The organism is Nocardia sp. NPDC003269, from assembly GCF_042888005.1.
Taxonomy (GTDB): domain Bacteria; phylum Actinomycetota; class Actinomycetes; order Mycobacteriales; family Mycobacteriaceae; genus Nocardia.
Genome location: NZ_JBIAPA010000007.1, coordinates 74,019 through 87,064 on the forward strand (window position 1 = coordinate 74,019; position 13,046 = coordinate 87,064).

A 13,046-nucleotide genomic window follows, 5' to 3' on the forward strand; every position below is an offset into this window, starting at 1 on the left:
TCAGGGCAGCTCGTAGTCGAACCAGATGTGGTGGCCGCCGGTGGCGTCGACGTAGAGGTCGCCGGTGCCGGTGATGCCGGTGAGGTCGCCGGAGCCGCTGGCGGGGACGATGTGGAAGAACTCGTCGGTGCGATCGGTGCCGCCGGTGGTGGCGGAGTGGACGAAGTTGAACGCGCCGGACCTGCCTGCCAGAGCACCCTCGAAGGACTCCATGGCGATGTAGGTGCCCGCGCCGGTGGACATGTCGAACGCCGCGGTGAACAGCGTCGCCGAGGTGCCGGTGATCTCGCCTGCGTAGACCTTCGTCATCAGGGTGACGCCGACCGGCAGCCCGGTGTCGATGGGCGGCTGCGGCCGCAGGTCGGTGGGGTCGAACGCGGTGACTTCGAACGTGCCGGTTGCCTTCATGCGGCGATGCTAAACCGGGCCACCGACACGGCCGTCACTCCGTTGCCGCCGTGTCGATGCGGTAGATCCGGACCGCATTGCCGCCGAACACCTTCCGCAGGTCCTCGGCGCCCACCCCGGCCTCGGTGAGTACGCCCGCGACGGTCTCGACCGCGCCGGTGAGGCTGGTGATCGGCTTGTCGACGGGGAAGTTCGAGCCCCAGATCAGCCGGTTGGCGCCGAACACCGTCAGCGCGTGGGTGAGCATCGGGCGAATCCGGTCGATCAGGGTGGGCACCGGCGTCGGGACGCCGCGCGGGGGCACCGGGTGACCGAGGACGGGCATCATCAGGCCACTGATCTTGGTCACCACATTGGGCTGGGCGGCCAGGTCGGTGAGGTCGTCGTGCCAGCGGTCGAACAGCGCGGCGCGCTGGGCGGCGGTGTGCCCGGTGTCCTTGCCGACCGGGCCGAAGATGCCCGCGGGCGTCCCCAGGTGATCGAGCACGATCGTGACCTCGGGGAATCGCTCGGCCAGCGCGGTCACCTCGGCCAGCTGCCCCGAGTACACCCAGGCATCGAAGGACAGGCCGCGCTCGGCGAGCAGACCGAAGCCGTTCAGGAAGCCGGGGGAGGTCAGGTGACCGTCGGTCGGCGCGAACGACTTCACGCCGGGATCGGGGTGGTGGGCGACCATGGACCTGATCCCGCGCAGCAGCGGCGAGGCCGACTGGTGCGCGTCGAGCACCGCGCCGAAGTCCGCGGCGGCGGGATCGGCCGCCCCGATGATCGCGGTCAGGGCCGGGGTGTCGACGCCGAACGGCAGGCTCGCCACCCAGCGGGTCTCGTCGGGCTTCCAGCCGGTCCATTCCACTTCGCAGTGCCCGATGCCGCGGACCGCTGTTTTCCCCAGGTCGTCGCGATAGTCGGCGGGCAGATACGGGCCGGTATAGGCGGTGGGATCGCCGACGAATTCGCGGTCGCGCCGCGGCGCCAGCTTCGCCGCGATATCGATCGGCAGCGGCAGGTAGCGCAGCAGGGTGGCGAGCTTGCTGAATTCGCGCGGCGTCGCTCTCGGGTCCCATTGATGGATGTGCGCATCGATGATGTCGAGGTCGGTCAGGTCCATTGCTGTACGTCCCATCGCCGCCGCTGGCTGTGCTGGCGGCAATTGTCACACGCGCGCGCCGGGTGTGTACGGATTCGTGCTCGCGGCGATCGCTTCAGACGGTCCGTCGATACTGACCACCGACAGCGAAGAAAGCATCGGTGACTTGCTGTAGGGTGCACACCCGCGCGGCGTCCATCAGTACCTCGAAGATATTGCCGTCGGTATGGGCGACCTCGGCCAACCTGGCCAGCGCGCGATGGGATCGTTCGGCGTTCTCGTCGACGAATGTATGCAGCCGGTCCAGCTGGGAACGGCGCTCCTGCTCGGTGCCGCGGGCCAGTTCCAGCGGCCCGTGCGCGGCCTCGTCGTCGTGCCCACGGAAGGTGTTCACCCCCACGATCGGCAGGGACCCGTCGTGTTTGCGCTGTTCGTAGCGCATCGACTCGTCCTGGATGCGACCGCGCTGGTACCCGGTCTCCATCGCGCCGAGCACCCCGCCGCGTTCGCTGATCCGCTCGAATTCCAGCAGCACCGCCTCCTCGACCAGATCGGTGAGCTCGTCGACGACGAAACTGCCCTGGAGCGGATTCTCGTTGACCGCCAGCCCCCATTCCTTGGCGATGATGAGCTGGATGGCCAGCGCGCGCCGCACCGAATCCTCGGTGGGGGTGGTCACCGCCTCGTCGAAGGCATTGGTGTGCAGGCTGTTGCAATTGTCGTAGACCGCGATCAGCGCCTGCAGCGTGGTCCGGATGTCGTTGAACTGCATTTCCTGCGCGTGCAGCGAACGCCCCGAGGTCTGCACGTGATACTTCAGTTTCTGCGCGCGTTCGCCCGCGCCGTACCGGTCGCGCATCGCGACCGCCCAGATCCGCCGGGCGACCCGGCCGATCACGGTGTATTCGGGGTCCATGCCGTTGGAGAAGAAGAACGACAGATTCGGCGCGAAGTCGTCGATCGCCAGCCCGCGCGCGAGGTAGGTCTCCACATAGGTGAAGCCGTTGGCCAGCGTGAAGGCGAGCTGGCTGATCGGGTTCGCTCCGGCCTCGGCGATGTGATATCCGGAGATCGACACCGAATAGAAATTGCGCACATCGTTGCGCACGAACCATTCCTGCACGTCGGTCATCATCCGCAGACTGAACTCGGTGGAGAACAGGCAGGTGTTCTGCCCCTGGTCCTCTTTGAGGATGTCGGCCTGCACGGTGCCGCGCACGGTCGCGAGCGTGCGCGCCCTGACCTCGGCCGCCTCGTCCGGGGTCGGCGCGCGCCCCTCGGCCTCGGTGAACCGGTCCAGTGCCTGGTCGATCGCGGTGTTGAGGAAGAACGCGAGGATGGTCGGGGCCGGTCCGTTGATGGTCATCGACACCGAGGTGGTCGGTGCGCACAGGTCGAAACCGTCGAACAGTGTGCGCATGTCCTCGATGGTGGCCACGGAGACACCCGAGGTGCCGACCTTGCCGTAGATGTCGGGACGCTCGGCCGGATCGTGGCCGTAGAGGGTGACCGAGTCGAACGCGGTGGACAGCCTGGTCGCCTCGGCGTGCGCGCTGAGCACCTTGAACCGGCGGTTGGTCCGCGCCGGATCGCCCTCCCCGGCGAACATCCTGGCCGGGTCCTCGTTGTCCCGCTTGAACGGGAAGACCCCGGCGGTGAACGGGAATCGGCCCGGCAGGTTCTCCGCGCGCAGGAAGCGCAGCAGTTCGCCGTCGTCGGTGTAGCGCGGCAGGGCGACGCGGGGAATGCTGGAGCCGGACAGGGATTCCCGCCGCAGCGGGGTGCGGATCTCGCGATCGCGGACCCGCACGATCTGCTCCGCACCCGCGTAACTCGCGGTGACGGTGGGCCATTCGGCGAGCAGCGCGGTCGACGCGGGGGAGAGTGCATCGCGCGCGGCGGTCAGCAGGTCGGCGACGGCGGCGTCGCCGGGCAGTTCCTCGTGCACCAGCCGCAGCCGCTGAACACGCTGGGCCGCCGCGACTTCCGCGGCGGTGTCGGCGTGGTAGGAGCGCACGGTCTCGGCGATCTCGGCCAGGTAGCGGACCCGGGACGGGGGCACCAGCTGGGCGAACCGGGTCGAGGCCTTGGTGTCTACGCGGGGGAGCGCGCCCTGTTCGAGCGGTAGCCCGCGCGCGCCGAGGAGTCCGGTCAGGTGCTGGTAGAGGGCGGTGACGCCGTCGTCGTCGAAGGTGGCCGCGCTGGTGCCGTAGACCGGCATGTCGGCCGGCTGCGCGCCGAATTCGCCACGGTTGCGGATCAATTGGCGCGCGACATCGCGGACCGCGTCCGCCGCGCCACGGCGCTCGTACTTGTTGACCGCGACCACGTCGGCGTAGTCGAGCATGTCGATCTTCTCGAGCTGGGAGGCCGCGCCGAACTCCGGCGTCATCACGTACAGCGCCACGTCGACGTGGTCGACGATGCCCGCGTCGCCCTGGCCGATGCCGGGGGTCTCCAGGATCACCAGGTCGTGGCCCGCGGCGCGGCAGGCCGCGATCATGGTGTCGATGTCGTCGGGCAGTTCGTGATTGCCCCGGGTGGCCAGCGAACGGAAGTACAAGTGGTCGCCGTCGAGCGCGTTCATCCGGATGCGGTCGCCGAGCAGCGCGCCGCCCGCCCGGCGCCGGGTCGGGTCCACCGCGAGGACCGCGATGCGCAGCTTGTCCTGCTGGTCGGTGCGCAGCCTGCGCACCAATTCGTCGGTGAGCGAGGACTTTCCGGAGCCGCCGGTGCCGGTGATGCCGAGCACCGGCACCCGGCGCTTGTCGGCCGCGGCCAGGATCGCGGTCCGGTCCGCGGCGGGCAGCGCGCCCTGCTGGAGGCAGGTGATGGTGCGCGCCAGGGCGTTCCGGTCGCCGGTGTAGAGGGCGTCGAGGTCGGGCGGGGTGGCGGCCAGGTCGACGTCGCACTCCCGGACGAGTTCGTTGATCATGCCGGGCAGGCCGAGGCGCTGGCCGTCCTCGGGAGAGAAGATCCGCACCCCGGCGCGCGCCAGCCGCTCGATCTCCTCGGCGACGATCACGCCGCCGCCACCGCCGAAGATCCGCACGCCGCCAGCGCCCGCTTCGCGCAGCGCCGTGGCCAGGTACTCGAAGAATTCGATGTGCCCGCCCTGATACGAGCTGACCGCGACGCCCTGCACGTCCTCCTCGAGCACCGCGTCGACGATCTCGCGCACCGACCGGTTGTGGCCGAGATGGATCACCTCGGCGCCCTGGGCCTGCAGGATGCGCCGCATGATGTTGATCGCGGCGTCGTGCCCGTCGAACAGGGCCGCCGAGGTCACGAATCGCACGGGATGGACCGGCACATGCAGGGCGCTGGACTCGCTCATGACTGCCTCCGCAGCAGATAGTACGACCAATACTAGGACGTCCAACTAATTGTAGTATGAACTGCGTCACTCCGGCGCGAAACGCGGCGGGCGGGATTCGGCCGAATCGCCTACCCCGGTCGACATACTCGACGGATGGTTCGCGAACACAGGGTGGGTGTGGCGCTGGAGCGGCTGGTGGCGGCGGGCGTGATCAGCGGCGACCAGCGCGGTGCGGTGCTGCGGGCGGTCGACGCCGAGGACCGGGCGGGCCGGGCGAGCGCGGGCCGGATGATCGCCGAGATCGTCGCGTATCTGGGCGCAGGCCTGGTGGCGGCCGGGGTGGTGCTGTTCCTCGGGCGGGCGTGGTCGGACGTGGCGCAGACCGGACGGGTGGTGTTGCTGCTGGTCGTGGCCGGATGCGCGATCACCGGTGCGGTGCTGCTCGCGGGTGGGTGCGACGGGATCTTCCGGCGGGTGCCGATCGCGTCGGCGGGGCGCAGCCGACTCGCCGCGGTGCTGCTGGTGCTGGCCGCCGGCATGGTCTGCGGTGCGGTGGTCACGGCCCTCGGCGACGAGGCCGAGATCGCGGCCGCGGTCGCGGGGCTGCTCGTCGCGGTGCTCGGGTATCTGCTGGTGCCGACCGTGCTCGGGATGGTCGCGATGGGCGGGTTCGGCGTCGCGAGCGCGATGACCACCACCTCGGCGGTGTTCGACTACCGGTCCGCGTGGCCGGGCGTGCTGCTGATGCTGTTCGGCGCGCTGTGGATCGGGCTGGCCTGGACGCGGCTTTTCGTCGCCGACTGGGCCGGGTACCTGATCGGCGGACTGATCATGGTGGGCGGGGCGCAATCGGTGACACCCGGCGAATCGCTGTGGCGGCCCGCGCTGACCGCCCTGGTCGGGCTGGCTTTCCTGGTGCTGTACGCGGCGCGGCGAGAGCCGGTCCTGGTGCTCGGCGGGGCGGCGGCGGTGGCGATCGCGGTGGGACAGACGGTGGCCGAGCGGACCGACGGCGGTCCGGTCGTCGCGAGTGTGGTGCTGGCGATCGGCGCCGTCGTCCTCACCGTCGGCTTGATCGTGCTGCTCGCCGGGCCGGGACAGCCGGACTGATCAGCGGATCAGCGTGGTCTCCTGCGCGCGGATCGTGCGGAAGAACCGCGGGCCCACGTCGGCGCCGTTGTGGTTGTAGCTGTCGATGATCTCGGCCAGTTCGTCGGCGAGGCGGCGCAGATCCGCGGTCGCGGTGGTGCGGTCGAACTCGTCGGACTCCCAGCCCCACGCGGGCGGGATGTCGGCGATGGTGACGACGATCTGATCGGCGAACGGCGTGCTCACCGCCACCGTGAGCGCGGCGGGCGCGGCCGCGAGCGGGCTGTGCACCGTCAGCTCGCCCGGCCCGCCGACCACGGCGAAGGTCCGGGCGAAGGCGATATCGTCGCGGACCGACTCGACGATCGAGGCGGTGCTCGCGTGCCTGCCCGGCCGGTGGTGCCTGGCGCCGTACACGCGATCCGGCGCCGCGGCGGCGACGGTGTCGCCGTGGGATTTCCGCAGAATCCGGTCGAGCATGCGCTGGGCCGTCGCCCGCTCGTCCGCGCCGGTGTTCTCGTGCTCGATCAGCGCGCGCAGCCGTGTGATCCGCGCGAATTGGTCGGTGGCCATGCCCCGATTGTGCCTCAGCGGCTCGGGCACACCGGGCATTCCGCCACGCCTACTAGCCGGTTTGCCCGCGTGGCCGAGGGGCGGCCTGGCTCGGTATCGTCTGCACCATCCGTGACCACTGAAGAACAAGAGGGTGCCTGGTGACCGATTTCGAGACGATTCTGCTGGAGCGCAAGGGCGGCGGCGAGGGCAAGGGCGCGGTCGGCTGGATCACGCTGAACCGGCCCAAGGCGCTCAACGCTCTCAACGCGCAGGTCCTCGAGGACGTCATCGCCGCGCTCGACGAGCTGGAGAACGACGACTCCATCGGCGCGGTCGTCATCACCGGTTCGGAGAAGGCCTTCGCGGCGGGCGCCGACATCAAGGAGATGGCCGACAAGTCCTACATGGACATGTTCTCGGCCAACGCCTTCGCGGGCTGGGATCGACTGGCCAACTTCCGCAAGCCGACCATCGCGGCGGTCGCGGGCTTCGCCCTCGGCGGTGGCTGTGAGCTGGCGATGCTGTGCGACATCCTGATCGCCGCCGACACCGCCAAGTTCGGTCAGCCCGAGATCAAGCTCGGCGTGATCCCCGGCATCGGCGGCTCGCAGCGGCTGACCCGCGCGGTCGGCAAGGCCAAGGCCATGGATCTCATCCTGACCGGCCGCACCCTCGGCGTCGAGGAAGCCGAGCGCGCCGGGCTGGTGTCCCGGATCGTGCCCGCCGACCAGCTGCTCGACGCCGCGCTCGAGACCGCCCAGACCATCGCCTCGATGTCGCTGCCGGTCGCGATGATCGCCAAGGAAGCCGTCAACCGGGCCTTCGAGACCACGCTGACCGAGGGCGTGCTGTTCGAGCGCCGGGTGTTCCACTCGCTGTTCGCCACCGATGATCAGAAGGAAGGCATGGCCGCCTTCGTCGAGAAGCGCGCGCCGAACTTCACCAACAGCTAGTTCTGTTTCAGCCGCAGCGAACCGTCGGTGAGCTGGGCAGTCGTCGGCGCGGTTCCCGGTTCGGGGGACCGCGCCGACGGGTCGTCGGTGCCGAGCAGGCCGGCGACCGTGCCGCCGAGCGTGGCCGTCACCGCCATCGCGGCGATGAGTTTTCGCCTGCCCGGCCGGGGCCGGGTCTCGCGCGCGACCACCGCGCTGCCCGCCCGCAGGCGCGGCATGCGCAGCCGGGCCGGTGGGCGCTGCGCGGCCAGCAGGACCGCACCGCGCGCGGAGACGTAGTCCGGCTCGGGGTCGTAGACGATCGGCAGCCCGATGCGCTGGGCCAGATCGGCGCGCAGCGAGGGATTGCGGGTGCACCCGCCGAGCAGCACCAGCGCGCCCGGCCGCACGCCCGTCTCCTCGACCAGCTGACGCACGAACGACGCCGAATGATGCAGCCCCGCCTCGCATAGCTCGGCCAGATCGCTGCGGGTCACCACGGCGCGACCGCCGGTGTCCGCGTCGGTCGCCGTCACCACCCTGGCTCGGCTCAGCGACTCGCGATGCGCCCTGGTGGTGCGCGCGTCGGCCAGCACGCCGCCGCGGGCGAGCTGCCAGCGCAGCAGCGCGTCGTAGCCGTCGCCGCTCAGGACCGTGCTGCGCCTGCTGGCCAGGATCGTGTCGGTGCGGCAATCGGCATGGGTGACAGTGAGACCCGAGCAGCCCAGGTCGTAGAGGATCACCGACTCGCAGTCGGGCAGCATCCCGGTGAAGCGCAGATAGCGCAGCTGCGCGAGCGGTTCGTCGACGATGCCGACCTCGGACCTACCGATCGCCGCCCGGATCGCGTCGGCGTGCGCCTCGCTGCGGCAGGTGACCGCCGTCGCGGTGACACACTCGCCGCGCGCCAGTGCCGCGACCCGCATCCTTCGGATCACCGACAACACCGCCTCGTCGACCGAGCCGCCCGCCCTGCGCGGTAGCCGGAGCCGGTCCACCGGGGGCAGATGCGGCTGATCGGAGTGGGTCAGCACGGCGCGGGCACCACCCGCACCCGCCGATACCCCCAGGACCAGCACCATGGGCTACATCGTGGACCAATTTCCGCTAGCTGCCAAGCGGGTCGGCCGGTGATTCGCCGGTCGGTTGCCAGGTCGCGTGGAATGCGAGGTTTTCCGTGTCGGGAACCTCGTAGTCGCCCGCCTCGTGCCGGAACTCGGCGAGCAGGGTCAGCAGGGCGCGGATCCGGTCCGGCGGCAGGCCGGGCTCGGCGAACACCTGGGCGTTGAGGGCCGCGGTCGCCTCGGCCACCGATGTCCTTCCCGCGTCGGTGATTTCGATCAGCGTCGCGCGCCGGTCGCTCGGATGCGGCACCCGGACCACCAGGCCGGCCGCCTCGAGCCGGTCCACGGTATTGGTCACGCTGGTCGGATGCACCTGCAGACGCGCGCTGGCCTTGGCCATGGGCAGCGCGCCGGTCTTGCTGAAACTGAGCAGTTGCAGCAGTTCGTAGCGGGAGAAGGTCAGGCCCGAGGGTTTCAGCGCCTCGTCGACCCTGGCCATGACGATCTGCTGCGCCCGCACCAGCGACGTCACCGCGGCCATTCCGTCGGCCACCGCGCCCCAGCCGTGCCCGGTCCATTGCCGGTGCGCTTCGGCGATCGGGTCATGCGGAAGCGGTCGTGGCCGAGACATGGCATTGATCATCGCATAGGGCCAGGTCGCTGCCGCCCAGTCGGCGCGACGGCATTTCGCTCACGGCGAGCGCAACTCTGGGCAACACCGGTCGAACCGGGCACTCTCTAGGACGAGGCGGGCGTGGCTGAGTGGTTGAGGCAACGGTCTGCAAAGCCGTTTACGCGGGTTCAATTCCCGCCGCTCGCTCTGATCGGAACAGGCGCTCCACCCACCCGGGTGGGGCGCCTATTTCGCGTAGGCCGTCCCGGTGCCCCGCACGGTCAGGCGGACGCGATCTCCGCGCGCCGGTGCCGCGATGCCGGTGCGGCGGACCGTGACGGTGCCCGCGCCCTCGACGAGGTCGATGGTCAGCAGGACATCGGGCCCGCGGAAGTCGACCTCGGACACCGTCCCGCTGTGCTCGGCGGTGACGACCTCGGCGGTGAGTTGCTCGGGCCGCAGCATCAGGGTGGTCTCGCCGGTGGGGGCGTCGCGCTGGACCGGAACCGGGCCGAGCGCGGATTTGGCGACATCGGCCTCGCAGAGCGCGTCGAGCAGAATGCAGTCGCCGAGGAAACGGGCGGTGAACAGGTCGGCCGGGTGGTGATAGACCTGCTCGGGCGGGCCCACCTGGGTGAACCGGCCCTCGCGCATGACCGCCACCTGCGCGGCGAAGCTGAGGGCTTCCTCCTGATCGTGGGTGACCAGGATGCTGGTCATGCCCGCGGCGCGCAGGGTGTCGGCCACCGCCTGCCGGGTGGTGGCGCGCAGGCCGGTGTCGAGGGCGCTGAAGGGCTCGTCGAGCAGCATCAGATCGGGCTTGCGGGCCAGCGCCCGCGCCAGCGCCACCCGCTGTTGCTGACCGCCGGAGAGCTGATGCGGTGTGCGATCGGCGTACCCGGGATCCAGCGACACCATCGCCAGCAGTTCGGCCACGCGGTCGCGGTCGCGGTGGCGGCGCAGCCGCTCGCCCAGGCCGCGCCAGCCGGTGTGCAGGCCGTAGGCGATGTTGTCGGCGACGCTCAGATGCGGGAACAGCGCACCGTCCTGCGCGACGTAGCCGATCCGCCTGCGCTGCGGCGGCAAGCAGACATCCTGGCGCACAACGGTTTCCGTGCCGAGCCGCACGGTGCCGGTATCGGGTGCCTCGAAGCCCGCGATCACCCGGAGCAGGGTCGTCTTGCCGCAGCCCGACGCACCGACGACCGCCGCGGCGGTGCCGTCGGGGACGTCGAGATCGATGTGGTCGAGCACCCGGGTCGGCCCGAACGTCTTCGAGACCGCTTGCACGAGAAGCCGACTCATGCTGTGTCCTTTCGGTCTGCGCGGACGCCCGCCGCGGTCACGCACGCTGCCGCCTCGCTCATACCCCGGCCGCCTTTCTGGACTGGGTGAACAGCACGTAGGTCACCGGGATCGCGGCGACGATCATGATCAGCGCGTACGGTGCGGCGGCGGCGTAGTCGAGTTCGCCCGACAGGCCCCAGAACTGCATGGCCAGCGTGCGAGTTCCGTTGGGCGCCAGCAAGAGTGTCGCGGTGAGCTCGGTGGACACGGCGACGAACACCAGTGCCGCGGCCGAGGCGGCGGCGGGCGCGGTCATCCGCAGGGTCACCCGGAAGAACGTGGCCGAGGCCGACTCGCCCAGCGAGCGCGACACCTCCTCCAGCCCGACCGGCACCTGCGCCAGCCCGGCCCGCACGCTCACCAGCGCGCGGGGCAGGAACATCAGCGCGTAGGCGATGACCACCAGCGTCACCGTCTGATAGAGCGGCGGGGCCCAGCGGATGGTGACCGTCACCAGCGCGAGCGCGATCACGATCCCGGGCAGCGAGCTGGTGATGTAGTTCGCGCCCTCGATCACCCGGGCGAACCGGCTGGTCGAGCGCACCGCGATCCACGCGACGGGAAACGCGCACAGCGTGGTGATCAGCGCGGCGGCCGCGGCCAGGCCGATGGTCTGGCCCAGTGCCCGCCCGATCACCTCGGTATCCCACACCGCCGCGCCGCCCAGCCACAGCCAGCGCCCGATCGTCCACAGCGGCACACCCAGCGCGCCGACGACCACCGCGACCAGCACACCGAACAGCGGAATCCGCCACCAGCCCAACATGATCGGGCGTGCCGCGCGCTGGGCGCCGCCGCCGAGCCTGGCGTAGCGCGCGTTGCCACGCAGCAGCGCCTCGCCGCCGAGCAGGGCCAGACAGCACAGGACGAGCACACCGGCCAGCATGCTGCCCGCCGGTCCGGCGAAACTGCTCTGGTACTGCTCGAAGATCGCGGTGGTGAACGTGTCGTAGCGCAGCATCACGAACGCGCCGTACTCGGCGAGCAGATGCAGGCCGATCAGGAGCGCGCCGCCCAGGATCGCCAACCGCAACTGCGGGACGACGATGCGCCAGAACACCTCCACCGGACCGGATCCGAGCGCGCGCGCCGATTCCTCGATCGCCGGATCGAGCCTGCGCAGCGTGGCCGCCACGGGCAGGTACACCAGCGGGAAGTACGACATCGTGGCCACGATGACCGCCGCCGACAGTCCGTACATCGACGGGAACACGCTCACCCAGCCGTAGCTGTTGACGAACGCGGGCACCGCCAGCGGCGCGACCAGCACCGGACCCCACCACGCCCGGCCCGGCACGTCGGTGCGCTCGACCAGCCAGGCCAGCCCGACCCCGAGCGCCACACACACCGGCACCGTCCACACCACCAAAGCGATGGTGTTGGTGAGCAATTCGCCGACCCGGGGCCGGAACACCAGCTCGGCGGCCGCGCGCAAGCCGGTGTCGAACAGCACCGAGACGATGTAGCCCAGCGGGATGAACGTCGCCGCCGTCAGCGCCAGCGCGACGAGCGTGACGAACACCCCGGGCCTGCCGACCCGGGGTGTTGTCGTCGATGCGGTCCGCAGGGCCACCTACAGCAGTCCCGCCTCGGTCATCAGCTGGGTGACCTTCTTCGAATCGAGCTTGCTCGGATCGATCGCGGGGGCCTGCAGGTCGGCCAGTGGCGGCAGCGCGGGGTTGGCGGCGACATCGCTCGCCACCGGGTACTCCATCGAGGTGCCGTCGCGCAGGATCTCCTGGCCCCGTTTACCGGTGATGTAGGCCAGGAACTTCTGCGCGGCCTCCTGCTTCTCGCTCGACTTCAGCACGCCGCCGCCGGACACGCTGACGAAGGCGCCGGGATCCTGGTTCTTGAAGTAGTGCAGCGCGGTGTTGGCGCTGCCCTCCTTGGTGTTGGCCTGGTCGCGGTACCAGTAGTAGTGGTAGATCACGCCGCCCTCGGGGTTGCCCGAGTTCACCGCCTTCATGGTCGCGACATTGTTCTGCAGCGAGGTCGCGTTGGCCTTCATGCCCTGCAGCCAGGAGCGGGTGACGTCCTCGCCCTTCAGCGCGAGCAGGCCCGCGACGATCGCCTGGAAGTCGGCGCCCGAGGTGCCCGCGCCCCAGCGGCCCTTCCACTGCGGCTGCGCCAGGTCGAGCAGCGAGGCGGGCAGGCCCGCGGTGGGCAGCTTGTCCTTGTTGTAGACGAACACGGTGGCGCGGGCCGCGACGCCGGTCCACTTGCCGGTCGACGGGCGGTATTGGGCGGGCACCTGGTCCAGCGTGGCCTTGTCGACGTCGGCGAACAGGCCCGCGTTCTCGACGAGGGCCATGGCCGGGGAGTTCTCGGTGAGGAAGGCGTCGGCGGGGGAGTTGGCGCCCTCGGCGACCAGCTGGTTGCCGAGGGCGGTGTCGCCACCCTGCCGCAGGACGACCTTGATCCCGGTCTCCGCGGTGAACGCCGCGGCCCACTCCTTGGTGAGGGACTCGTGCTGGGCGTTGTAGACGGTGATCTCGTCGGCGTCGCCCGAGGAGGACGAGCACGCGCTGACACCGAGCGCCGCCACCGCGATCGCCATCAGCCCGGCCAGGGGTTTCCAACTTCGCGACGTCATCGGCGTCCTTCCACACAGGGTCCCCATCCTGTGATG

General features: G+C 70.4%; 11 protein-coding genes and 1 tRNA gene. 3 read left to right on the plus strand and 9 right to left on the minus strand.

What is annotated here, in order from left to right; translation table 11 throughout:
- From ACFYWJ_RS34040 to icmF, 3 genes are all read right to left on the minus strand, one after another.
- Window positions 1-408 carry a DUF3224 domain-containing protein gene (locus ACFYWJ_RS34040; protein ID WP_355283498.1) on the minus strand — a complete coding sequence of 136 codons (408 nt, stop codon included), beginning with the start codon at window positions 406-408 and terminating at the stop codon, window positions 1-3.
- 34 nt (window positions 409-442) lie between these two features.
- The gene (locus tag ACFYWJ_RS34045; protein WP_355283501.1) at window positions 443-1,531 is read right to left on the minus strand and encodes an amidohydrolase family protein; all 1,089 of its coding nucleotides are present in this window, start codon (window positions 1,529-1,531) and stop codon (window positions 443-445) included.
- A gap of 79 nt (window positions 1,532-1,610) precedes the next feature.
- Complete coding sequence (gene icmF, locus ACFYWJ_RS34050; protein ID WP_355283504.1) at window positions 1,611-4,832, minus strand: fused isobutyryl-CoA mutase/GTPase IcmF; 3,222 nt, start codon at window positions 4,830-4,832, stop codon at window positions 1,611-1,613.
- Window positions 4,833-4,967: 135 nt separating this feature from the next.
- On the opposite strand from icmF, the gene ACFYWJ_RS34055 reads away from it, so the two are divergent.
- A complete protein-coding gene (locus tag ACFYWJ_RS34055) occupies window positions 4,968-5,924 on the plus strand; it encodes a DUF2157 domain-containing protein (protein WP_355283507.1) in 957 nt (318 codons plus the stop codon).
- Here the strand turns inward: ACFYWJ_RS34055 and ACFYWJ_RS34060 are convergent, their stop codons facing one another.
- The gene (locus tag ACFYWJ_RS34060; RefSeq protein ID WP_355283509.1) at window positions 5,925-6,476 is read right to left on the minus strand and encodes a hypothetical protein; all 552 of its coding nucleotides are present in this window, start codon (window positions 6,474-6,476) and stop codon (window positions 5,925-5,927) included.
- Between the two features lie 140 nt (window positions 6,477-6,616).
- Here ACFYWJ_RS34060 and ACFYWJ_RS34065 point away from each other — a divergent pair, with 140 nt between their 5' ends.
- A complete protein-coding gene (locus tag ACFYWJ_RS34065) occupies window positions 6,617-7,411 on the plus strand; it encodes an enoyl-CoA hydratase (RefSeq protein WP_355283512.1) in 795 nt (264 codons plus the stop codon).
- Here ACFYWJ_RS34065 and ACFYWJ_RS34070 read toward each other — a convergent pair.
- Both ACFYWJ_RS34070 and ACFYWJ_RS34075 read right to left on the minus strand, forming a co-directional pair.
- On the minus strand, window positions 7,408-8,472 hold the full coding sequence (locus tag ACFYWJ_RS34070) for a hypothetical protein (protein WP_365011093.1): 1,065 nt from the start codon (window positions 8,470-8,472) through the stop codon (window positions 7,408-7,410). The two genes, ACFYWJ_RS34065 and ACFYWJ_RS34070, sit on opposite strands and share 4 nt — an antisense overlap.
- A gap of 25 nt (window positions 8,473-8,497) precedes the next feature.
- Window positions 8,498-9,085 (minus strand): MarR family transcriptional regulator, encoded by a 588-nt coding sequence (locus ACFYWJ_RS34075; RefSeq protein WP_355284606.1) that lies wholly within the window; start codon window positions 9,083-9,085, stop codon window positions 8,498-8,500.
- Between the two features lie 117 nt (window positions 9,086-9,202).
- Between ACFYWJ_RS34075 and ACFYWJ_RS34080 the strand changes: the two genes are divergently transcribed.
- Window positions 9,203-9,274, plus strand: a tRNA-Cys gene (locus ACFYWJ_RS34080).
- A gap of 39 nt (window positions 9,275-9,313) precedes the next feature.
- Here ACFYWJ_RS34080 and ACFYWJ_RS34085 read toward each other — a convergent pair.
- From ACFYWJ_RS34085 to ACFYWJ_RS34095, 3 genes are read right to left on the minus strand one after another with little or no spacing between them, the layout of a single operon-like run.
- Complete coding sequence (locus tag ACFYWJ_RS34085) at window positions 9,314-10,372, minus strand: ABC transporter ATP-binding protein (protein WP_355284609.1); 1,059 nt, start codon at window positions 10,370-10,372, stop codon at window positions 9,314-9,316.
- 58 nt (window positions 10,373-10,430) lie between these two features.
- A complete protein-coding gene (locus tag ACFYWJ_RS34090) occupies window positions 10,431-11,987 on the minus strand; it encodes an ABC transporter permease (protein ID WP_387160353.1) in 1,557 nt (518 codons plus the stop codon).
- Window positions 11,988-13,010: an iron ABC transporter substrate-binding protein gene (locus ACFYWJ_RS34095; protein WP_355284612.1), complete on the minus strand. Its 1,023-nt coding sequence runs from the start codon at window positions 13,008-13,010 to the stop codon at window positions 11,988-11,990.
- Window positions 13,011-13,046 lie beyond the last annotated feature (36 nt).

Bases quoted from the DNA above. Each gene is read 5' to 3' on its own strand.
- ACFYWJ_RS34040 (WP_355283498.1), bottom strand. From the start codon at position 408: ATGAAGGCAACCGGCACGTTCGAAGTCACCGCGTTCGACCCCACCGAC.
- ACFYWJ_RS34045 (WP_355283501.1), bottom strand. From the start codon at position 1,531: ATGGGACGTACAGCAATGGACCTGACCGACCTCGACATCATCGATGCG.
- icmF (WP_355283504.1), bottom strand. From the start codon at position 4,832: ATGAGCGAGTCCAGCGCCCTGCATGTGCCGGTCCATCCCGTGCGATTC.
- ACFYWJ_RS34055 (WP_355283507.1), top strand. From the start codon at position 4,968: ATGGTTCGCGAACACAGGGTGGGTGTGGCGCTGGAGCGGCTGGTGGCG.
- ACFYWJ_RS34060 (WP_355283509.1), bottom strand. From the start codon at position 6,476: ATGGCCACCGACCAATTCGCGCGGATCACACGGCTGCGCGCGCTGATC.
- ACFYWJ_RS34070 (WP_365011093.1), bottom strand. From the start codon at position 8,472: ATGGTGCTGGTCCTGGGGGTATCGGCGGGTGCGGGTGGTGCCCGCGCC.
- ACFYWJ_RS34075 (WP_355284606.1), bottom strand. From the start codon at position 9,085: ATGTCTCGGCCACGACCGCTTCCGCATGACCCGATCGCCGAAGCGCAC.
- ACFYWJ_RS34085 (WP_355284609.1), bottom strand. From the start codon at position 10,372: ATGAGTCGGCTTCTCGTGCAAGCGGTCTCGAAGACGTTCGGGCCGACC.
- ACFYWJ_RS34095 (WP_355284612.1), bottom strand. From the start codon at position 13,010: ATGACGTCGCGAAGTTGGAAACCCCTGGCCGGGCTGATGGCGATCGCG.